Genomic DNA, 21,884 nt, shown 5'->3' on the forward strand with positions numbered 1-21,884 from the left:
CGGCCGGATCGGGCCGGATTGTCCGTTTCTGTTCCGGACGGAGGACGGGCCCGCCGCACTCCCCTGTGGGATGCGACGGGCCCGTCCTCCTTGCTGCGGAGTGATCAGATGGCGTCGGTGCCGCGCTCGCCGGTGCGGACGCGGACGACGGTCTCGACCGAGGTCACCCAGACCTTGCCGTCACCGATCTTGCCGGTGCGGGCGGCCTCGACGACCGCGTCGACGACCTTGTCCAGCAGGGCGTCGTCGACGACGACCTCGACCCGCACCTTCGGCACGAAGTCGACCGAGTACTCGGCGCCACGGTAGACCTCGGTGTGGCCCTTCTGGCGGCCGTAGCCCTGGACCTCGCTGATGGTCAGACCGAGCACACCGATCTGCTCCAGCGCGCCCTTGACGTCCTCCAGGACGAACGGCTTGACGATGGCGGTCACGAGCTTCATGGGTCAGGCCTCCTGCTTCGCCGGGGTGGTCGGCGCGGCGGCCGGGGGCTTCGGCGCGGAGCCGAGGCCGGAGCCACCACGCAGGCCGGAGAACTCGTAGCCGGTCTCGGCGTGCTCCGCCTCGTCGATACCGGTCTGCTCGGCCTCGTCCTCGACCCGCAGGCCCAGGGTGAACTTCACGACCAGGGCGATGATCGTGGTGACGATGCCGCAGTAGACGATCGTGGCGAGTGCGGCGACCGCCTGGATGCCGAGCTGGCCCGCGCCGCCGCCGTAGAAGAGACCGTTGGTCTCGTCGGGGGCGATGTCGGTGGCGAACAGGCCAATGGCCAGGGTGCCCCAGAGGCCGGCGACGAGGTGGACGCCGACGACGTCGAACGAGTCGTCGTAGCCCAGCTTGTACTTCCAGCCGACCGCGTAGGCCGACAGCGCACCGGCGATGACGCCGATGGCGAGGGCGCCCAGCGGCGAGACCGAGGCACAGGCCGGGGTGATCGCGACCAGACCGGCGACGATGCCCGACGCGGCACCCAGCGAGGTGGCCTTGCCGTAGCGGATCTTCTCGATCAGCAGCCAGCCGAGGATGGCGGCGGCGGTGGCGGCGATGGTGTTGGTGAACGCGTAGGCGGCGGCCCAGTCGGCGGCACCGGAGGAGCCGGCGTTGAAGCCGAACCAGCCGAACCACAGCAGACCGGCACCGAGCATGACCATCGTCAGGTTGTGCGGCCGCATGGCCTCACGCGGCCAGCCGCGGCGCTTGCCGAGGATGATGCAGAGCACCAGCGCGGCGACACCGGCGTTGATGTGCACCGCGGTACCGCCGGCGAAGTCCAGCGCGCCCAGCGAGGTGGCGATCCAGCCCTGCTCCAGGTCGAAGACCCAGTGCGCGATCGGGAAGTAGACCAGCGTGGCCCACAGCCCGGAGAACAGCATCCAGGCGCCGAACTTCATGCGGTCGGCGGCGGCACCGGCGACCAGCGCGACCGTCAGGATCGCGAACATCGCCTGGAAGCTGACGAACGCGAGGTCCGGCAGCGCGTTCTCGGCCTGGTCGTTCGCCAGGACCGACGACAGACCGAACGCCTCGAACGGGTTGCCGAGCAGCCCGCCCCCGAGGTCGGTGCCGAAGGTCATCGAGTAACCGAAGAGGATCCACAGCACGCCGACGAGCCCCAGCGAGCTGAAGCACATCATCATCATGTTCAGGACGCTCTTGGACCGGGCCTGGCCGCCGTAGAACAGGGCCACCCCCGGGGTCATCAGCAGTACGAGCGCAGCGCTCGCGAGGATCCAGGCGGTATCTCCGCCGTTCAGGGCTTCCTGTGGCACGGTCCGTTCCCTCCCACGTCTGTCGGTGTCCGACTGGGGAGGAACAATGGTGATCCCGTGTTTCGCACTCGGCGCCTGTCCGTTTCGCACCCGTTAACAGGCCGCCGAAACAGATGACGGTTGCGTTACCCAACCGGATCCGGCGTACGGAACGTCATCCGGATGGTCCGTTTCGTGAGCCGCAGCACGTGGTGTAACACCCGCGGACGACGACGGCGCGGGAGCCCCGGAGAGGCTCCCGCGCCGTTCGTGCGGGCGTCGCGCTCAGTTCAGGAGGGCGTCGACGAACGCCTTCGGCTCGAACGGGGCGAGATCGTCGGGGCCCTCGCCGAGCCCGACCAGCTTCACCGGGACACCGAGCTCGCGCTGCACCCGGAAGACGATGCCGCCCTTGGCGGTGCCGTCGAGCTTGGTGAGCACGATCCCGGTGACGTCGACGACCTCGCCGAACACCCGGGCCTGGGTGAGCCCGTTCTGCCCGGTGGTGGCGTCGAGGACGAGGAGGACCTCGTCCACCCGGGCCTGCTTCTCGACGACCCGCTTCACCTTGCCGAGCTCGTCCATCAGGCCGGTCTTGGTGTGCAGCCGGCCCGCGGTGTCGAGCAGGACGGCGTCGACGGCGTCGTCGGTGCCGCGCTTGACGGCGTCGAACGCGACGGAGGCGGGGTCCGATCCCTCCGGACCGCGCACGACGCCGGCCCCGGACCGCTCGCCCCAGGTCACCAGCTGCTCGGCGGCGGCCGCCCGGAAGGTGTCGGCGGCGCCGAGGGTGACCCGGTGCCCGCCCGCGACCAGCACCCGGGCGAGCTTGCCGGTGGTCGTCGTCTTGCCGGTGCCGTTGACGCCGACGACGAGGAGCACGGCGGGCCGGCCCTCGTGCGGCAGCGCGTGCACCGAGCGGTCCTGGCCGGTGTCGAGCGCCCCGGTGAGCACGTCGTGCAGGGTCTGGCGGACCTGCTCCGCGGACCGGACGCCCCGGGCGGCGAGCTGCTCGCGCAGCTGCTCGGTGACCTCCTGGGTCATCTCCGGGCCGAGGTCGGCCTGCAGCAGGGTGGCCTCGACGTCCTCCCACGACTCGTCGTCGAGGTCGCCGGCGCCGAGCAGGCCGAGCAGGCTCTGCCCGAACCCGGACCGGGAGCGCGAGAGGCGCCCCCGCAGCCGGCCGATCCGGCCCTCGGCGGGATCGATGTCCTCGGCCGGGGCGCCGGGGGCGACCGGGGCCGTCGCGTCGGCGGGGCTCTCCGGGGCGGCCGGCGCGGTGTCCGCGGTGGGCCGGGCGACGGGCTCGGTGGGCGACGTGCCGGTCTCCGGCCGTGCGACGGGCTCGGTCGGCGCTGTCGGCGCTGTCGGTGCGGTCGCCGCCGCACCGGCGGCACCGGCGGCCCCGCCGGTCCGCTCGGTCGGGAGCTGCTGTGTGGTCCCGGCGTCCGGGGTGGCGGTCCCGGCGTCGGGCCGGGCGATCTGCCGGGTCGCCGGATCCTTGCTGGCCTCGGCGGTGTCGATGACCCGGCCCTCGCCCGGGGTACCCGTGACGGTGCCCGGGTCGGGGCCGCGCTGCTCGGTCGGGACCGTCGGGCCGCTGGGCGTGCCGGCGGACGGGACCGGCGGCGCGGTGCTCACCGGGATCCCGCCGGGCGGCGTGCGGGCCTCGGTGGCACCGCCGACGACCGGGGTGCCCCCGGGAGGGGTGCGCACCTCGTCCGCGGTCGGGGTCTCGTCGACCGGCGTGGCCGTGTCGGTGGTGTCGGGGATGCCGGTGTCCCCGGCGTCGGGTGCGCGGGGCCGTTCGGGCGCGGTGGCCGTGCCCGAGGAGAAGGCGAAGCCGCCCCCGGCCTGGTAGGTGCCGCCCGTGCGCGGCGTCTCCTGCTCGGTCCCGAGCTCGCGCTGCTCCTCGTCGGACCGCAGGCTGATCCGCCGCCTGCGGGCGATCACCACCCCCGCGACGAGGGCGATCAGCAGCACGGCCACGACGACCGCGACGACGATCCAGATGGTCTGCGTGGTCACCCGCCCAACCCTGCCACGCCCGGTGCACCCGGGCGCACAGGACACCGCGCTACGACGCCGGTCGCAACCGTTGCGAGATCACCTGGGTGATGCCGTCGCCGCGCATGGAGACGCCGTAGAGCGCGTCGGCGACCTCCATCGTCGGCTTCTGGTGGGTGATGACGATGAGCTGGCTGGCCGCGCGCAGCTCCTCCATCAGCGAGATGAGCCGGCGGAGGTTGACGTCGTCGAGGGCCGCCTCGATCTCGTCGAGCACGTAGAACGGCGACGGCCGCGCCCGGAAGATCGCCACCAGCAGGGCCATCGCGGTCAGCGACCGCTCCCCGCCCGACAGCAGCGACAATCGCTTCACCTTCTTGCCCGGCGGGCGGGCCTCCACCTCGATGCCGGTGGTGAGCATGTCCTCGGGGTCGGTGAGGACGAGCCGCCCGTCGCCGCCCGGGAACAGCGTCGCGAACACGGTCTCGAACTCCCGCGCGACGTCGTGGTACGCGGTCGTGAAGACCTCGAGGATCTTGTCGTCGACCTCGCGGACCACGGTGAGCAGGTCGCGCCGGGTGTTCTTGAGGTCCTCCAGCTGGGTGGAGAGGAACCGGTAGCGCTCCTCCAGCGCCGCGAACTCCTCCAGCGCGAGCGGGTTCACCTTGCCGAGCAGCGAGAGGTCCTTCTCGGCCCGCTTCAGGCGGCGTTCCTGGGTGGCCCGGTCGAACGGCACGGCGGGCGGCGCCGACACCTGGTCGCCGCGCTCCTTCGCCGTCTCGTACTCGGCGACGTCGGCCTCCGACGGCGGCACCGGCACGTCCGGGCCGTACTCGGCGACCAGGTCGTCGATGCCGATGCCGTGGTCGGCGAGGATCTTCTCGGTCAGCTGCTCGAGCCGCATCCGGGTCTGCTGGCGCACCATCTCGTCGCGGTGGACGGCGTCGGTCAGCTTCTCCAGCAGCCCGGTCAGCCGGGTGGTCTGCTCGCGGGCCTCGGTGTGGGCGCGCTCCCGGTCGGCGCGGGCGGCCTGGATCTCGTCGCGCTCCGCGGCCGCGGCGGCGAGCGAGACCTCGATCCGCTCCGACGCCGTCCCACCGGCGTCGACGACGAGCCGGGCGATCTCCGACGCCCGCTCCCGCTCGGTGGCGGCCGCCTCCGCCCGGGCCCGGGCCTGACGCTCGGAGTGGGCCTGGCGGCGCAGCGACTCGGCCTTGCCGGCGATCGCCCGGGCCCGCTCCTCCGCGGTCCGCAGCGCCAGCCGGCACTCGACCTCCTCGGAGCGGACGGCCTCGACCTTCTCGGCGGCCTCGTCGCGCAGCTCGGTGTCGGGCTCGTCGTCGACCGGGGCGTCCTCGGCGAGCGACAGCTGGTGCTCGGCGGCCTCCAGCTCGATCAGCGACTCGGACCGCCGGGTCTCGACGCCGTCCCGCCGCTCGCGCAGCCGCTGCGCCTCGGCCCGGGCGGAGGAGACGACCTGCTCCAGGCGGCCCAGCTGGGCCGCGGCCGCGGCGCGGCGCCGGTCGGCGTCGGCGACGGCGGTCCGGGCGGTGCCCAGGTCGGTGCCGCGCGCCTCCTCCTCGGCGCGGGCGCCCTCCAGGGTGGGCCGCAGCGACTCCAGCTCGGCGTCGACGGCGTCCCGCTCGGTGACGGCGTCGTCGACGGCGGCCTGCAGCTGCAGCGCGCCCTCCCCGGCCCCGGCACCGCCGCGGGCGGCGTGCGCGGTGAGAAGGTCCCCGTCGGTCGTGACGGCGGTCAGGTCGGGCCGGGCGTCCAGCGCGGCGGCCGCGGCGCCCAGGTCGTCGACGACGACGACCTCCCGCAGCAGCGCGGCGAGCGGCGCACCCAGTGCAGGGGGTGCGGTGACCAGCGACGCGGCCCAGCGCCCGGCGGGCGGCGGGCCGTCGGGCACCGGCACCGCCCCGGGCGGTCCGTCCCCGGCCCCGGCGCCGCCGACCAGCAGCGCGGCCCGCCCGGCGTCGCCGTCGCGCAGGGCGCGCAGCGCACCCGCCGCCGACGGCACCGACGACACCGCGACACCCTCGGCGACCTCGCCCAGTGCGGCCGCGACCGCGGTCCGGGCCGACGGCTCCACCACGACGAGCTCGGCGACCGCGCCGAGCACGCCGTCGGCGGCGTCGTCCGTGCCGGAGCCGAGCAGCGCGCCGGTGCCGTCGCGGCGGACGAGTCCGACCTCGAGGGCGTCCACCCGGGCCCGCCAGTGCGCGCGGCGCTGCTCGGCGTCGCGCTCGGCGCGGGCCAGCTCCGCCACCCGCTCCTGCGCGGCGCGGTGCGCGGCCTCGGCCTGCTCGACCCGCTCGGCGAGGGCGTCGCCGCTCTCGTCGGAGGCGTCGAGGCCCAGGCCCTCGCGGGCCTCCTCCAGCTCGGCCTCGGCCTGCTCGGTCCGCGTCGACGCCTCGGCGAGGGCCTCGGACAGTCGCTCGATCTCCTCCGCGGTCGCCGCGACACCGGAGCGCAGCGCGTCGGCCTTGCCGGCGAGGGTCGCGATCCCGGCCCGGCGGTCCGCGATCGCCCGGACGGCGGCGAGGTGCTCGCGCTCGGCCGCGGCGAGGGTCCGCTCGCGCTCCGCCTTCTCGGTGACGGCCTCGTCGAGCCGGCGGCGCGCCTCGGCGACCCCGGCGACGAGCTCCTCCTCCTGCTCGGCGATCGCGTCCGCCTCGGCCTCGGTCTCGTCCGGGTCCCGGCCGGGGGTGCGTTCGGCCGCGTCGGACGACGTCAGGTGCCGGACCCGCTCCTCGGCCAGCCGCACGGTGCCGCGCAGGCGCTCGGCCAGCGCGGAGAGCTGGTACCAGGTGTCCTGGGCGGCCTGCAGCCGCGGCGCGTCGGCGGCGAGGGCCGTCTCGAGCTCCTGCTGGCGCTCGCGGGCGGTGTCGAGCTGCTCCTCGGTCTCGGCGCGGCGGCGGCGGGCCTGGTCCTGGTCGGCCTCCTCGCGGGTGATCTCCTCCTGCAGGGTCACCAGGTCGTCGGCGGCGAGCCGCAGGCGCGCGTCGCGCAGCTCGGTCTGCACCGACTGGGCCTTGCGGGCGATCTCGGCCTGCCGCCCGAGCGGCTTGAGCTGGCGGCGCAGCTCGGCGGTGAGGTCGGTGAGCCGGGTCAGGTTGGCCTGCATCGCGTCGAGCTTCCGCAGCGCCTTCTCCTTGCGCTTGCGGTGCTTGAGGACGCCTGCCGCCTCCTCGATGTAGGCGCGCCGGTCCTCCGGCTTCGACTGCAGCACCCCGTCGAGCTGGCCCTGCCCGACGATCACGTGCATCTCCCGGCCGATGCCGGAGTCGCTCAGCAGCTCCTGGACGTCGAGCAGCCGGGCCCGGGCCCCGTTGATCTCGTACTCGCCCGCGCCGTCGCGGAACATCCGGCGGGTCACCGAGACCTCGGAGTAGTCGATCGGCAGCGCGCCGTCGGAGTTGTCGATGGTGAGGGTGACCTCGGCGCGGCCCAGCGCCGACCGGCCGGACGTGCCGGCGAAGATCACGTCCTCCATCTTCCCGCCGCGCAGGGCCTTGGCCCCCTGCTCGCCGAGCACCCAGCTGATCGCGTCGACGACGTTGGACTTGCCGGACCCGTTCGGGCCGACGACGCAGGTGATCCCGGGTTCCAGGCGCAGGGTGGTGGCCGAGGCGAAGGACTTGAAGCCCTTCATCGTCAGCGTCTTGAGGTGCACGGGCGCGGGTCTCCAGGGAGCGGGAAGCCTCCAGGCTATCGGCACGGGGACGCGGTCCGTGGACGGCACGCGGCGGGGCGGCCCGCAGGTCGTCCCGCCGCGCCGGGGTCAGGCCTGCGGATCGGCCGCGTTCACCAGCCAGCGGATCCCGAACCGGTCGGTGACCTGCCCGAACAGGTCGCCCCACATCTGCTTCTCGAACGGCACGTCGATCGTGCCGCCCTCGGCGAGCGCGGTGAACCAGCCGCCGAGCTTGCCGGGGTCGTCGCCGGACAGGCTGACCGAGATGCCGGTGGGGGCACCGGCCTCGCGGCCCGGCTCGCCGTCGGAGGCCATCAGGACGAAGCCGTCCGGGGTCTCCAGGTAGCCGTGCATGACCCCCTCGGGCGGCGGCACCGGGCCCTCGGCGCCCATGTCCCCGAAGGTCATGATCTGCAGCTCGCCGCCGAGGACGGAGCGGTAGAACTCCAGTGCCTCGCGGCCGGTCGACTCGAAGTGCAGGTACGGGTTCAGGCGGACGGACATGCGGGCCTCCTCGGGCGGCGGTGCGGGCCGGTGACGACCGGCTGCTCCGGGCGGGACTCGTCGGCGGGCCCGCATCCGTGACGGCTACGCCTCGACGAACCCGGCGAACGTCCCGGTCGCGGCGCTCCACTGCTCGGAGACCGAGGTCACCCGGCCCGGCGTACCGCCGCCCTTCAGCAGGTCGAGCAGGGTCTCGCAGTCCGGACGGCCCCCCTCCGCGGTCACCGCCACCCGGCCGTCGGGGAGGTTGCGGGCCTGTCCGACGAGTCCCAGCTCGAGCGCACGTGCCCGGGTCCACCAGCGGAAACCGACACCCTGCACCTCCCCTCGGACCCATGCGGTGAGCCGAACGGACGAATCTGTGTTGCTACTCACAGTGCTGGTACGTTACCCGACCGTGATCGGACGACGCACTCCGCGGGCCCCCGTCGCGGTGCTCGGCGGGATCGGGGCCGGAGCGGTGCTCGCCATGGCCGCGCCGCTGACCCCGCTGGTCACGGCGCTGCCCGGTCCGGAGGGGACGGTCGCGGAGACCGTCCCGCTGCGTGCCGTCGGTGCGGCGTCGGCCGCGCTCCCCACGGCCGACGTCGTCGATCACGCTGACCGGAGCGTCCCCCCACCGGCGTTCGACGCGGCCGGCCTGGCCCGCTCCGCGTTCGCGGGCGCTGCGGCCGACCCGGGTTTCCCGGCCCGGTCGGCGCAGCAGGCGGCCGAGGCGTTCCGGGCCGCCGCGGCGGCTGCCGTGGCCGAGCCGCGCCCGGCCCCCGCACCGGGGCCCCGCGCGGTGCCGGACCGGGTCGCGGCCGGGGTGGCCGGTCTGTCCGGGCAGCTCGCCCGGGTCGTCGAACTGACCAACGCCGAGCGCGCGCAGGTGGGCTGCGCGCCGCTGACGCACGACCGGCGGATCACCGCCGCCGCGCAGGCGCACAGCGACGACATGGCCGCGAACGGCTACTTCGCGCACGACAGCCGCGACGGCCGGGACTTCGCCGACCGCATCACCGCGGCCGGCTACGGCTCCCCCGGCGCGGAGAACATCGCCATGGGCCAGCCCGACGCGGCGACCGTGGTGCAGGACTGGATGGAGTCACCGGGGCACCGGCGGAACATCCTCGACTGCTCGCTGAGCACGATCGGCATCGGTCTCGCCGACGGCTACTGGACCCAGGACTTCGGCCGGTAGCCGACGACACCGGGCCGGCGCACCGGCCCGTCGGACGGCGGCGTAGCGGCGGCGCACCATCCGCCCAGGACACCGCTGGTCCCGCTGCGCGGCATGCGCCGTCGACGGAACCCTGACGACGAACCCTGCTGGGCTCCGGCACACGGACCCGGACGGGTGGCCGCCGCCACAGCGGCGTCAGGAACCCGTAAGGACGAGTGGTCGCACCCGTCAACGGCACGTCATCGGCACGCCCGTACCGGTCCGCCACCGCGCAGGATTCCGCAGCCGCACAACCGCGGCGGGAGTCGAGAAGGGACATGCTGTGGCCGACGTGCTGTACGCCGTGCTGCTGATCGCCGCCTTCGTCGTCCTCGCGCTGATCCTGCGTGGGATGGAGAAGCTGTGATCGCGAACATCGCCGGGGGCCTGATCGCCCTGGCACTGCTGGTCTACCTGGTGGTGGCACTGTTGCGCCCGGAGAAGTTCTGATGGGCGGGCTCTCCGACACCGCCGCCGGGCTGATCCAGCTCGGGGCACTGGTCCTGTTCCTCGGACTGGCCTGGAAGCCGCTCGGCGACTGGATGGCGCGGGTCTACACCGACACCGGACACTGGCGCGTCGAGCGGGCGCTGTACCGGCTGGTGCGGGTGGACGCCGGCACCGGCCAGCGGTGGACCACCTACGCCGCGGGCATCCTCGGGTTCTCCTTCGTCTCGATCGTGCTGCTCCACCTGATGCAGCGGCTGCAGGCGTTCCTGCCGCTGGGATTCGGCCGCGGCACCGACGACGCCGACTCGGTGTCGCCGTCGATGGCGTTCAACACCGCGGTGTCGTTCGTGACCAACACGAACTGGCAGTCCTACTCGGGCGAGGCCGTCCTCGGGCACACCGTGCAGATGGCGGGCCTGACCGTGCAGAACTTCGTGTCCGCCGCGGTGGGCATGGCGGTGGCGGTCGCGCTGGTGCGCGCGTTCGCGAGCAGCGGCGCCGACGACGGGCGGATCGGCAACTTCTGGGTCGATCTCACCCGCGGCGTCACCCGGATCCTGCTGCCGATCGCCGCGGTCGCGGCGATCGTGCTGGTGGCCGCCGGGGTCACCCAGTCCCTGCGGGCCGGGGTCGACGTCGTCACCGTCGACGGATCGACGCACACCCTGCCGAACGCGCCCACCGCCTCCCAGGAGGCGATCAAGGAGCTCGGCACCAACGGTGGCGGGATCTTCAACGCGAACTCGGCGCACCCGTTCGAGAACCCGAACCCGTTCACGAACCTGCTGGAGAACTTCCTGCTCCTGCTCGTCCCGGTCGCGCTGACCAGGACGTTCGGCGTCATGGTCGGCCGGGTCCGGCAGGGTGTCGTGCTGCTGTCGGTGATGACCGGCATCTGGGCAATGTTCACCGCGCTGGTGTGGCTGGCCGAGGCGTTCCCGAACGGCCCGGCCGCGCTGATCGCGGGCGGCTCGATGGAGGGCAAGGAGGTCCGGTTCGGCATCCCGGCCTCGGTGCTGTGGGCCGTCTCGACGACCGGCACCTCGACCGGTGCGGTCAACGCGATGCACGACAGCTTCTCCGGTGCGGGCGGCGGCGTGCTGATCCTCAACATGCTGCTCGGCGAGGTCGCGCCCGGCGGGGTCGGTGCGGGCCTCTACGGCATGCTGGTGCTCGCGATCGTCGCGGTGTTCCTGGCCGGGCTGATGGTCGGGCGGACCCCGGAGTACCTGGGCAAGAAGCTCGGCCGCCGGGAGGTCACGTTCGCCGCGGTGTCGATCCTGGCCATGCCGTCGCTGGTGCTGCTCGGCGCCGGCCTCGCGGTGGTGCTCCCCGGCACGCTCGACGCCCTGAACAACGACGGTGCGCACGGCTTCTCCGAGGTCCTCTACGCGTGGGCGTCGGCCGCCAACAACAACGGCTCGGCGTTCGCCGGACTGACCGTCACGAACGACTTCTTCCAGGCCGGTCTCGGCATCGCGATGCTGTTCGGCCGGTTCGTGCCGATCCTGGCCGTGCTCGGGCTGGCCGGTGCGCTCGCCGGGCAGCGGCGCACCCCGGCGGGCGCCGGGACGCTGCCCACCGACGGCGTGCTCTTCGCGGGCCTCGTCGGCGGGACCGTGCTGCTCGTCGCGGCCCTGACCTTCTTCCCGGCACTCGCTCTCGGACCGATCGCGGAGGCACTGTCATGACCGCCCAGACCGTCGCGCCCGCTGAGGACCCGCGGCCGGACACCCCGGCGGCACCGGTCGGTGCCGGGGCGTTCGCGCCCCGGCAGCTGATCGAGTCCGTGCCGGAGGCGCTGCGCAAGCTCGCCCCGCGGGTCCAGGCCCGCAACCCGGTGATGTTCGTCGTCTGGGTGGGCTCGGTGCTGGTCACCGTGCTCGCCGTGGTCGACCCGAGCGTCTTCGCCGTGCTGATCGCGATCTGGCTGTGGTTCACGGTGCTGTTCGCGAACCTGGCCGAGGCGGTCGCAGAGGGCCGCGGCAAGGCCCAGGCGGCGTCGCTGCGGGCGACCCAGCGGGACACGGTCGCCCGCAGGCTGATCGAGGGCAGCAGCGACCGTGCGGAGCAGGTGCCCGCCACCGCGCTGACGATCGGCGACCGGGTCGTCGTCGAGGCAGGGGAGACGATCCCCGGGGACGGCGACGTCGTCTCCGGCATCGCCTCGGTCGACGAGTCCGCGATCACCGGCGAGTCCGCACCGGTCATCCGGGAGGCGGGCGGCGACCGCTGCGCCGTGACCGGCGGCACCACCGTGCTGTCGGACCGGATCGTCGTCGAGATCAGCACGAAGCCCGGCGAGTCCTTCGTCGACCGCATGATCGGGCTGGTCGAGGGGGCCGCGCGGCGCAAGACGCCGAACGAGATCGCGCTGACGATCCTGCTCGCCGCACTGACGATCATCTTCCTGCTCGCCGTCGTCGCGGTCGCGCCGATGAGCGCCTACGCCGGGTCCCAGGTGCCGGTCCTGGTGCTGTCGGCGCTGCTGGTCTGCCTCATCCCGACGACGATCGGGGCGCTGCTGTCCGCGATCGGCATCGCCGGCATGGACCGCCTGGTGCAGCGCAACGTGCTCGCGACGTCGGGCCGTGCCGTGGAGGCGGCCGGCGACATCGACACCCTGCTGCTGGACAAGACCGGCACGATCACCTTCGGGAACCGGCGGGCCACCGCGCTGCACCCGGTCGGCGGCACCGGTCTCGACGAGCTCGCCCGCGCGGCCCGGCTGTCCAGCCTGGCCGACCAGACCCCGGAGGGGCGCAGCATCGTCGAGCTCTGCGCGGCCGAGCACGGGCTGGCGCCCGAGGCCGACGCCGCCGAGGCCGTCGCGGAGTTCGTCCCGTTCGCCGCGCAGACCCGGATGTCCGGCGTCGACGCGGGCGGGGCGTCCGTGCGCAAGGGCGCCACGGCCGCCGTGCTCGGCTGGGCGGCGGGTGCCGACGACGCGGTCCGCGCCGAGGTGGACCGGGTGGTGGAGTCCGTCTCCGACGGCGGCGGTACCCCGCTGGTGGTGGCGACCGGCACCGACCCGGGCGGGCGGGGCGCGCGGATCCTGGGCGTGATCCAGCTCTCCGACGTGGTCAAGCCGGGGATGGCGCAGCGGTTCGCCGAGCTGCGGGCGATGGGGATCCGCACGGTGATGGTCACCGGCGACAACCCGCGCACCGCGGCCGCGATCGCCTGCGAGGCCGGGGTGGACGACCACCTGGCCGAGGCCACGCCGGAGGACAAGCTCGCGCTGATCCGGCGCGAGCAGTCCGGCGGGCGACTGGTCGCCATGACCGGCGACGGCACCAACGACGCCCCGGCGCTGGCCCAGGCCGACGTCGGCGTCGCGATGAACACCGGCACCTCCGCCGCCAAGGAGGCCGGGAACATGGTCGACCTCGACTCGGACCCGACCAAGCTGATCGAGATCGTCGGGATCGGCAAGCAGCTGCTGATCACCCGGGGCGCGCTGACCACGTTCTCGGTGGCCAACGACCTCGCGAAGTACTTCGCGATCCTGCCCGCGATGTTCGCCGCGCTCTACCCGTCGCTCGGCCTGCTCAACATCATGGGCCTGTCCACGCCGGAGTCCGCGATCCTCTCCGCGGTGATCTTCAACGCGTTGATCATCGTGGTGCTGATCCCGCTCGCGCTGCGCGGCGTGCGGTACCGGCCGTCCTCGGCGGCGAGCCTGCTGCGCCGCAACCTGCTCGTCTACGGAGTGGGCGGGGTCGTCACCCCGTTCGTCGGGATCTTCCTGATCGACCTGCTCGTCCGTCTGATCCCCGGAGTCTGAAGATGCTGACCACCCTGCGCCGCCAGACCGCGGTCGGCCTGCGCGTGCTGCTCGTCATGACGGTCCTGTGCGGGATCGTCTACCCGCTCGCGATCTGGGGCGTGGCCCGGATCCCGGGCCTGAACGACCGGGCCGAGGGCTCGATCCTGCCCGGCGGCAGCGGATCGTCGCTGATCGGGATCGACCCGGTCGCCGCCGACCCCGCCGCCGACCCGTACTTCCACACCCGGCCGGCCGGCTCGTCCGAGGACGTGCTCGGTCCCGGGGACACGACGTCGTCCGGCGGATCCAACAAGGGTGCGTTCGACGCCGAGCTGGTCGAGTCCGTCACCGAGCGGCAGCGGCTGATCGCGGCCCGGGAGGGCGTCGCGCCCGAGATCGTCCCCGCGGACGCGGTGACCGCGTCCGGGTCCGGCCTGGACCCGGACATCAGCCCGGAGTACGCCGCCCTGCAGGCCCCCCGGGTCGCCCGGGTCACCGGCCTGGACCCGGACCGGGTCCGGGAGCTCGTCGCCGAGGCCACGACCGGGCGCACGCTCGGGTTTCTCGGCAGCCCGCGGGTGAACGTCACCGAGCTGAACCTCGCCGTCCGGGACGCAACCGGCTGATGCGGGATCATTCGTCGATGAGCGACGAGAAGGTGCGCGGCGGGCCGCGTGGCGAGCTGCGCATCCATCTCGGTGCCGCGCCCGGGGTCGGCAAGACCTTCGCCATGCTCGGCGAGGCCCACCGCAGGCTCGGGCGCGGCACCGACGTGGTGGTCGGGGTCGTCGAGACGCACGGCCGGGACCGGACCGCCGCGGCGCTGGAGGGGCTCGAGGTGGTGCCGCGGCGGCGGGTGACGCACGGCGGGGTCGTCCTGGAGGAACTGGACCTCGACGCGGTACTGGCCCGGCGTCCGGAGGTCGTGCTGGTCGACGAGCTCGCGCACACCAACGCGCCCGGCGGGCGGCACGCCAAGCGCTGGGAGGACGTCGAGGAGCTCCTGGAGGCGGGCATCGACGTCATCTCCACGGTGAACGTGCAGCACCTGGAGTCGCTCGGCGACGTCGTGCACCGGATCACCGGGGCCCGCCAGCGCGAGACCGTGCCGGACGAGGTCGTCCGCCGGGCCGAGCAGCTGGAGCTGGTCGACATCACCCCGGAGGCGCTGCGCAGGCGCCTGGCGCACGGCAACGTCTACCCCGCCGAGAAGATCGACGCCGCGCTCGGGCACTACTTCAAGGTCCCGAACCTGATCGCGCTGCGGGAGCTCGCGCTGCTCTGGGTCGCCGACGAGGTCGACGTCGCCCTGCTGCGCTACCGGGCCGACGAGCAGGTCACCGACGTGTGGGAGACGCGGGAACGGGTCGTCGTCGCGCTCACCGGCGGGGCGGAGTCGGAGACCGTGCTGCGGCGGGCCGCCCGGATCGCGACCCGCTCCGGCAAGGCCGACCTGATCGCGGTCCACGTGCTGCGCGGGGACGGCCTTGCGGCCGCGCCGGTGGGCTCGGTCGACCGGATCCGCCGGCTCGCCGACGACGTCGGCGCGAGCTTCCACACCGCCGTCGGCGACGGCGGGGCGGACGCCGTCACCCGTGCCCTGCTCGACTTCGCCCGTGGGGTCAACGCCACCCAGCTGGTGCTGGGGACCTCGCGCCGGTCCCGGGTGGCGCGGCTGTTCGCCCCGGGGATCGGGGCGCGGGTCGTACAGGAGTCCGGTCCGATCGACGTCCACATGGTCACCCACGACAGTGCCGGACGGGTGCTGCGGCTCCCCACCCTGCGGAACGGGCTGCCCTACGGGCGTCAGATCGCGGGCTGGGTGACCGCCGTCATCGGCCCGGCCGCCGCAACCGTGCTGGGCGTCGCGTTCACCGGGGTGGTCGACCTGTCCACCGACGTGGTGCTCTACTTCCTGGCCACGGTGCTCGCAGCGCTGGCCGGCGGCCTCGGCCCGGCGCTGCTCGCGGCGTTGCTCGGCGGGATCCTTCTGAACTTCTTCTTCACCCAGCCCTTCTACTCGCTGAACGTGGCCGCCGCCGGGAACCTGCTCACCGTCGTCGCGCTGCTGCTGGCCGGGGTGCTGGTCGCGCTCGTCGTGGACCGCGCGGCCCGGCAGGCGGAGCAGGCCGCGCGGGCCCGGGCCGAGGCTGCGCTGCTCGCGTCGTTCGCGCGGACCGTCCTCACCAGGGCGGACCCGCTCCCACGCCTCCTGACCAAGGTTCGCGAGACCTTCGGACTGACCTGCGCCGCCCTGCTGGAGCGCGGGCCGGACCGGGCCTGGAACGTGATCGCCTCCGCCGGACCGGTCGGGTGTGGCCGCCCCGAGCAGGCCGACGTCGACGTGCTCGTCGACGACGGCCTGCACCTGATCGGGACCGGGCGGACACTGCCGGCCGCCGATCGCCGCCTGCTGGAGACGGTCGGCGGGCAGGCGCTGCTGGCACTGCGGGGTCAACGGTCCGAGGCCGGTGCCGCCGACGCCGAACGCCGGGCAGAGGTCAACGAGACCCGCGGAGCGCTGCTCTCCGCGGTCGGCCACGACCTCCGGACCCCGCTGACCTCCATCAAGGCCGCGGTCGGCAGTCTGCGCGATCCCGGGCTGCGGCTCCCCGACGACGACCGCGCGGAGCTGCTCGCCACCGTCGAGGAGTCCGCGGACCGGCTCAGCAACCTGGTGGACAACCTGCTCGACTCCTCCCGGCTGGCCGCGGGTGCCGTGACGCCGCTGCTCGCCCCCGTCGGCTACGACGAGGTGGTGGCGACCGCGTTGATCGGCCTGGACGGGGCCGGAGACGTCACGGTCGCGGTCGCGGAGGACGTCCCTGACGTCGTCGCCGACTCGGGCCTGCTGGAGCGGGTGATCGCGAACGTGATCGACAACGCCCTGCGGCACGGCGGGAGGGGCGTGACGGTACGGGCCAGCGCGCACTCCGACCGCGTCGAGCTGCGTGTCGTCGACCGCGGTCCCGGCGTACCGCGGCGGCGGATGGGTGACCTGTTCGCCGCGTTCCAGCGACTCGGGGACCGGGATGCGACCAGCGGCCTCGGTCTGGGACTCTCCGTGGCACAGGGCCTCACGACGGCGATGGGCGGCACCCTGACCGTGGAGGACACACCCGGGGGTGGACTGACGGTGGTCGTGTCACTGCCCGCTGCGCCGGCGGGAGCCCGGCGGTGACCGGGGTGCGGACCACGGTCCTGGTCGTCGACGACGATCCGCAGATCCTGCGCGCGCTCCGGATCAACCTCGCGGCGCACGGGTACGCCGTACTCCTCGCCGAGGACGGGGCCGCGGCACTGCGCCGGGCAGCGGACGGGCACCCCGACGTCGTCGTGCTCGATCTCGGGCTGCCCGACCTGCACGGGTCCGAGGTCATCGAGGGGATCCGCGGCTGGAGCGCCGTGCCGATCATCGTGCTGTCCGCGCGCGGCGACTCCGGCGACAAGGTCCGTGCCCTCGACGCCGGCGCGGACGACTACGTCACCAAGCCGTTCGGGATGGCGGAACTGCTCGCCCGGCTCCGCGCGGCCGTCCGCAGGGCCGCCGTCACGACCGTGGACGGCGAGGCGGTGATCAGGACCGACGCCTTCACCGTCGACCTGGCGGCGAAGACCGTCGTGGACTCCGGCGGCGGGGACGTCCACCTCACCCCGACCGAGTGGGGGATCCTCGAGGTGCTCGTCCGCAACCGCGGCAAGCTCGTCGACCGGCGGCGGCTCCTGCACGAGGTGTGGGGGCCGAGCTACGACACCGAGACCCACTACCTGCGGGTCTACCTGGCCCAGCTACGGCGGAAGCTGGAGCCGGTGCCGTCCGCACCCCGATATCTGATCACCGAGGCCGGTATAGGGTACCGGTTCGAGACCTGAGCCGGCATCGCCTCGGTGGTCGCGGACGACGACCCCGGGAACGCCGCGACGACGGCCCGGCGACGACACCGGACGCGGCCGTTCCTGATCTCCCGCGGGGCCCGCCCGATCTTGACGGCCCGGGCAGGCCTGCCGCCGCACGGGTGGCCCTACGATCGTCCTCGGTGTGCCGGGAAGTCTGGTCGGCGAGCGGAACCGTCGTTCGCCGGGAGGACCACTCGTGCAGATCTACCGTTCGGAGCCGGGGCGCCGGATCGTCCAGGACTGGTGCCGCGGCGTGCTGGACCGGCACCTGCCCGCCGCCGAGCGGCAGGTCGTGGGTACCTCGCTGGGGCACACCCACCTGACGACCGTCGGCGACGGCCCGCGGGTCCTCCTGCTGCCGGGTACCAACTTCGGCGTCGCAGCGTCCGTCGGGCTCGTCACCGAGTTGGCTGCGACCCACCGGGTCACCGTGCCCGACCTGCCGGGCCAGCCCGGCCTGAGCTCCGGCGTGCGGTACCGGGACGACCGCGTGACGCGGCACCGCCGGTGGTTCGCCGAGGTGCAGGCCCACCTCGGCACCGAGCCGATGGTCGTCGTCGGCGAGTCACTCGGCGCGGCCGTGGCGCTGTGTGCCGAGCCGGCCCCGCGGATCACGGGCATGGTGCTCGTGGCGCCCGCGGGCCTCGTCACGGCCCGGGTGGATCCCGGGGTCCTCACCGCGGCCCTCGGATGGACGCTGCGGCGGACGGAGCGGTGGTCGGACCGGCTGCTGGGAACGATGGACGGCGGCGCGACCGTCCCGGAGCGGGACCGGTTGATCGAGTGGATGACGCTGGTGGCGCGGCACGCCCGCACCAGCCTGGCGCCCGCACCGCTGCCGACGCCGGTGCTGACCGGCTGGGGGCGGACGCCGTTCCGGGTGCTGGCCGGCGCCGGTGACCGCTTCTTCCCGGCGCACCGGCTCGCCGTCCCGGCCCGGCGGATGCTCGGAACGGAGACGACGGTGGTGGCGGGCGCGGGCCACCTGCTCTCCCACAGCGCATCCGGCGCGGTCGTCGCCGCGGTCGCGGACCTGCACCGTCCGGGCGGCGTCACGGGGTGACCGTGCCGGGAGCGCCGCGCCAGCCGTCACACCTCCCACCGGAGGTGCCCCGGATCTCCCAGCGGGTCGGCGAGGCGGCTCGCGACCGGTCGGCGGAGCGTGAGCGGGGTGGTTACCCTGCACGACGGCCCGGTCGGACACCCGGGAACGCGAGGTCGGCGGGAGGTCGCAGGCATGTCGGTGATCGACAACGCGGTGTACGTCGACGGCCGGCGGGCCGCCGCCCCGGCGTCGGTCGACGGTGCGCTCGAGGAGCTGCACCGCTGCCGGAGCGACCACACCGGCGACGGCGACGGGTCCACCGCCCCGTACAGCTTCTGCTGGATCGGCATGCTCCGCCCGGACGTCGAGGAGATCGAGGAGCTCGCGAAGGAGTTCGACCTCCACTCCCTCGCCGTCGAGGACACCGTCAACGCCCACCAGCGGCCGAAGATGGAGCGCTACGGCGACACCGAGTTCGTCGTGCTGCGCCCGGCCCGCTACGTCGACCGCGACGAGGTCGTGCAGATCGGCGAGGTGCACCTGTTCCTCGGCCCGGACTTCGTGCTCACCGTCCGGCACGCGGTCGAGCCGGACCTCGGCGAGGTCCGTGAACGACTGGAGCGTGACCCGGAGCTGCTGGCGCACGGCCCGATGGCGGTGCTCTACGCCGTCCTCGACCGGGTCGTCGACGACTACATCCCGGTCCTCGACGGCCTGCAGGACGACATCGACGAGATCGAGGAGCAGGTCTTCCGCGGCGACCCGCACGTCTCCCGGCGGATCTACCAGCTGACCCGCGAGGTGATCGCCTTCCAGCGGGCGGTGGAACCGCTGCAGGAGATCTTCCTCGAGCTGCGCGGCCGGTTCGCGAAATCCGGGCCGAGCCCGGACGTCGAGCTGCGACGGGCGATGCGGGACGTCATCGACCACGCCACAAGGGTCCGTGAGCGGGTCGAGGGTTTCCGGGACCTGCTCGGCAACATCCTCACCGTCAACGCGACCCTGGTCGCGCAGCGGCAGAACGACGAGATGACGCGGCTGACCGAGGCCGGGTTCCAGCAGAACGAGCAGATGAAGAAGGTGTCGTCCTGGGCGGCGATCCTCTTCGCGCCCAGCCTGATCGCCGGCGTCTACGGCATGAACTTCGACTACATGCCGGAGCTGCACTGGATGTTCGGCTACCCGATGGCGTTCGGGCTCATGGTGCTGCTCGCCGTCGGGCTCTTCGCGATGTTCAAGTTCAACGACTGGCTCTGACCGGTCCCGGGCGCCGGGCACGCCCCCTGTGCGTACCCGGCGCCGGGCGGGCCGGGGCACGCTCCCCCTGCGTACCCCCGGCCCGGGTGGCCGGCTCTCCCCCGAGTCCGGCAGGTCCTGTCCCCGCGCTGCAGCGCGGGCCACCCCCGGTGCTGCTCAGCCGCCGGGGCGCGGGACGGCCGGCGCCGGTGTGGCGGTCGGTGCGGGCGGAGCCGACGGCGGAGCGCCCGCCGAGGTGGCGGGTGCGGGCGTCGCGCCCGGGATCGTGACGACCATCGGCGCGGGCGGCGTCGTCACGCACTCACCGGTCCGTGGGTCCGAGGTCCGGGTCCCCCGGGGGTACGGACCGGGCGCATCCGGCTCGTCGGCCACCGGGCGTCCGCGGACCGGGCAGTAGTCGTCCACCACCAGCGGAGTGCCGTCCTGGTCGAACAGGTACACCCCGGACAGCGGCCTGCCCTTCGCGTCGAACGGGCGCACGTCGGTGATCGACTCGCCGTCGAGCGTGAGCCCGGACGGCGTGGAGTAGCGGACCGGGTCGTCGTCCTCGGCGAGCGCCCCGGCCGCGGCGAACACCAGCCCCGCCGCGAACACGTTCAGCGGCAGCACCGCCCACAGCAGCCGCCGGTCGGACCGGGAGCGGGCCCCGAGCGCGACCGAGAGCGGCACGGCCGCCAGCGAGATGAGCACCGTCACCAGCACCGCCGTGGAGCCGCCCGTCGTGAGCATCACGGCGACCACCCCCGCCGCGACGACGGCGCGCAGCACCCACCACCCCGGCTGCAGGACGGCGACGAACGCCGGCAGGTCCCGCCAGTTCGGCTCGGCCGGGGCACCGTCCCGGACGCGCAGCCGGTCGAGCGCCCGGACCGGTCGCAGCGCCCCCGCCGTCGGCTGGCGCGGGCCGTCCCGCAGCACCGGCAACACCCCGACCCCTGCGACGACGAGCCCGAGGATCAGCGCGAGGCCGCCCTCCGGCACCCCGATGACGCCGCCGAGCGCGGCGAGCAGCATCGCGCCGACCAGCGTGAGCACCGCGAACCGCGCCGCCCAGCGCGGACGGGGCTCCGGACCGGGCGGCGCCGGGAACCCCGCGGCGGCGCGCAGCTCGGTCGCGTACGCCGCGGGGGTCCCGAGGCGCTCGTGCACCGCGGCCCGGTCGTAGGCCTCCCCCAGCTCACCCGCGAGGTCGGCGAGGTGCCCGCAGGCGTCCTCGACGATCTCGGCCAGCTCCGCGGAAGGCAGGTCGGCCAGCGCCGACCGCAACCCGTCGAGATAGTCGGCCGTGACCGCGTCGTCGATCCGGATCGTCGCGTCGGTCCCGTTCTCGGCCATCACGTGCCCACCAGGCCTTCCATCGTGGCGGCGAACGTCCGCCACCGCGCCGTCGTCTCCTGCAGCCGGGCCCGGCCCGGTTCGTTGATCGCGTAGTACTTGCGGTGCGGTCCCTCCTCGCTCGGGACCACGTACGAGGTCAGCAGGCCCGCGCCGTAGAGCCGGCGCAGGGTGCCGTAGACCGACGCGTCACCGACCTCGGAGAGTCCTGCCGCGCGCAGTGCCCGCACGACCTCGTAGCCGTAGCCGTCCTCCTTGTCGAGCACGGCCAGGACCGCGAGGTCGAGCACCCCCTTGAGCAGCTGGCTGGTGTCCATCGCCCCCTCCTTCTGCGCCGGAGAGTACTACGTGATGCGCAGTAGTGTCGAACGCGTTGCATCCTCCGCCGCATGAGCGACCCGCCTCGCGCCGCTCCGGGCCCCTTTTCGAAGCCCGCTCCAACCCGAGCCCCGCACCGCACCTCACCGCTCCGTGCCGTGCCATGCCGTACCCCGCACCGCACCGCGCCGTGCCGCGCCGTGCACCGCGCCGCGCCGTGCCGCGCCGTGCCCCGCGCCGTGCCGCCCCGTGCCGTGCACCGCACCGCGCCGTGCCGCGCCGTGCCGTGCCGTGCACCGCGCCGCTCCGTACCGTGCCGCGCCGTTCCCCGCACCGCGCCGCTCCATGCCCCGCACCACGCCGCTCCATGCCCCGCAGCGCACCGCGCCATGCCCCGCAGCGCACCTCGCCATGCCCCGCAGCGCACCTCGCACCGGCCCGCACCGTGCTCGCCCCGCACCGCACCGGCCCGGTTCACCCCCGCCGAGATGCAGGTCAGCGTTGCCGAGTGATCGACAATTCGCGCTGTGCTGCATCTCGGCGGTCCGCAGCTCGCGGCGGTTCGCAGCATCGCAACGGTTCGCAGCATCGCAGCGGTTCGCAGCATCGCAGCGGTTCGCAGCATCGCAGCGGTTCGCAGCATCGCG

At 74.1% G+C, this 21,884-nt stretch carries 17 protein-coding genes; 9 read left to right on the forward strand and 8 right to left on the reverse strand.

What is annotated here, in order from left to right:
* Positions 1-104 precede the first annotated feature (104 nt).
* From AD017_RS05875 to AD017_RS05900, 6 genes are all read right to left on the reverse strand, one after another.
* Positions 105-443 (reverse strand): P-II family nitrogen regulator, encoded by a 339-nt coding sequence (locus tag AD017_RS05875; protein WP_010225327.1) that lies wholly within the window; start codon positions 441-443, stop codon positions 105-107.
* 3 nt (positions 444-446) lie between these two features.
* Positions 447-1,703, reverse strand: a complete 1,257-nt coding sequence (locus tag AD017_RS05880; protein ID WP_304440542.1) for an ammonium transporter — start codon at positions 1,701-1,703, stop codon at positions 447-449.
* A gap of 333 nt (positions 1,704-2,036) precedes the next feature.
* Positions 2,037-3,779: a signal recognition particle-docking protein FtsY gene (gene ftsY / locus AD017_RS05885; RefSeq protein WP_060573357.1), complete on the reverse strand. Its 1,743-nt coding sequence runs from the start codon at positions 3,777-3,779 to the stop codon at positions 2,037-2,039.
* Between the two features lie 49 nt (positions 3,780-3,828).
* Positions 3,829-7,437, reverse strand: coding sequence for a chromosome segregation protein SMC (gene smc / locus AD017_RS05890; RefSeq protein ID WP_060573358.1), 3,609 nt, complete (start codon positions 7,435-7,437; stop codon positions 3,829-3,831).
* A gap of 108 nt (positions 7,438-7,545) precedes the next feature.
* Entirely contained in the window at positions 7,546-7,962 is a 417-nt protein-coding gene (locus tag AD017_RS05895) for a VOC family protein (RefSeq protein WP_010237268.1), read from the reverse strand.
* An 84-nt stretch (positions 7,963-8,046) separates the two neighbouring features.
* On the reverse strand, positions 8,047-8,337 hold the full coding sequence (locus AD017_RS05900; RefSeq protein ID WP_029239800.1) for an acylphosphatase: 291 nt from the start codon (positions 8,335-8,337) through the stop codon (positions 8,047-8,049).
* A 22-nt stretch (positions 8,338-8,359) separates the two neighbouring features.
* Between AD017_RS05900 and AD017_RS05905 the strand changes: the two genes are divergently transcribed.
* The 9 genes from AD017_RS05905 to AD017_RS05945 all read left to right on the forward strand — a co-directional run bounded on the left by AD017_RS05905 (position 8,360) and on the right by AD017_RS05945 (position 19,584).
* Positions 8,360-9,145, forward strand: a complete 786-nt coding sequence (locus AD017_RS05905) for a CAP domain-containing protein (protein ID WP_227012672.1) — start codon at positions 8,360-8,362, stop codon at positions 9,143-9,145.
* Between the two features lie 93 nt (positions 9,146-9,238).
* Positions 9,239-9,616 (forward strand): K(+)-transporting ATPase subunit F, encoded by a 378-nt coding sequence (gene kdpF, locus AD017_RS37350; protein ID WP_082399074.1) that lies wholly within the window; start codon positions 9,239-9,241, stop codon positions 9,614-9,616.
* Complete coding sequence (gene kdpA, locus AD017_RS05915) at positions 9,616-11,307, forward strand: potassium-transporting ATPase subunit KdpA (RefSeq protein WP_060573362.1); 1,692 nt, start codon at positions 9,616-9,618, stop codon at positions 11,305-11,307. The genes kdpF and kdpA overlap by 1 nt, the downstream gene beginning before the upstream one ends.
* A complete protein-coding gene (kdpB, locus tag AD017_RS05920; protein ID WP_060573364.1) occupies positions 11,304-13,403 on the forward strand; it encodes a potassium-transporting ATPase subunit KdpB in 2,100 nt (699 codons plus the stop codon). The genes kdpA and kdpB overlap by 4 nt, the downstream gene beginning before the upstream one ends.
* Before the next feature lie 2 nt (positions 13,404-13,405).
* Positions 13,406-14,011 carry a potassium-transporting ATPase subunit C gene (locus tag AD017_RS05925; RefSeq protein ID WP_060573366.1) on the forward strand — a complete coding sequence of 202 codons (606 nt, stop codon included), beginning with the start codon at positions 13,406-13,408 and terminating at the stop codon, positions 14,009-14,011.
* A 17-nt stretch (positions 14,012-14,028) separates the two neighbouring features.
* A complete protein-coding gene (locus AD017_RS05930; protein ID WP_060573368.1) occupies positions 14,029-16,566 on the forward strand; it encodes a DUF4118 domain-containing protein in 2,538 nt (845 codons plus the stop codon).
* On the forward strand, positions 16,563-17,258 hold the full coding sequence (locus AD017_RS05935) for a response regulator (protein WP_060573370.1): 696 nt from the start codon (positions 16,563-16,565) through the stop codon (positions 17,256-17,258). Before AD017_RS05930 ends, AD017_RS05935 begins: the two co-directional genes overlap by 4 nt.
* A gap of 220 nt (positions 17,259-17,478) precedes the next feature.
* Positions 17,479-18,345: an alpha/beta fold hydrolase gene (locus AD017_RS05940; RefSeq protein ID WP_060573372.1), complete on the forward strand. Its 867-nt coding sequence runs from the start codon at positions 17,479-17,481 to the stop codon at positions 18,343-18,345.
* A 174-nt stretch (positions 18,346-18,519) separates the two neighbouring features.
* Positions 18,520-19,584 carry a magnesium and cobalt transport protein CorA gene (locus AD017_RS05945; protein ID WP_060573374.1) on the forward strand — a complete coding sequence of 355 codons (1,065 nt, stop codon included), beginning with the start codon at positions 18,520-18,522 and terminating at the stop codon, positions 19,582-19,584.
* Between the two features lie 156 nt (positions 19,585-19,740).
* Here AD017_RS05945 and AD017_RS05950 read toward each other — a convergent pair whose 3' ends face one another.
* Both AD017_RS05950 and AD017_RS05955 read right to left on the reverse strand, forming a co-directional pair.
* Entirely contained in the window at positions 19,741-20,919 is a 1,179-nt protein-coding gene (locus AD017_RS05950) for a hypothetical protein (RefSeq protein WP_060573376.1), read from the reverse strand.
* A complete protein-coding gene (locus tag AD017_RS05955) occupies positions 20,919-21,236 on the reverse strand; it encodes a PadR family transcriptional regulator (RefSeq protein ID WP_060573378.1) in 318 nt (105 codons plus the stop codon). The genes AD017_RS05950 and AD017_RS05955 overlap by 1 nt, the downstream gene beginning before the upstream one ends.
* Positions 21,237-21,884 lie beyond the last annotated feature (648 nt).

The organism is Pseudonocardia sp. EC080619-01 (assembly GCF_001420995.1).
Lineage (GTDB): Bacteria > Actinomycetota > Actinomycetes > Mycobacteriales > Pseudonocardiaceae > Pseudonocardia.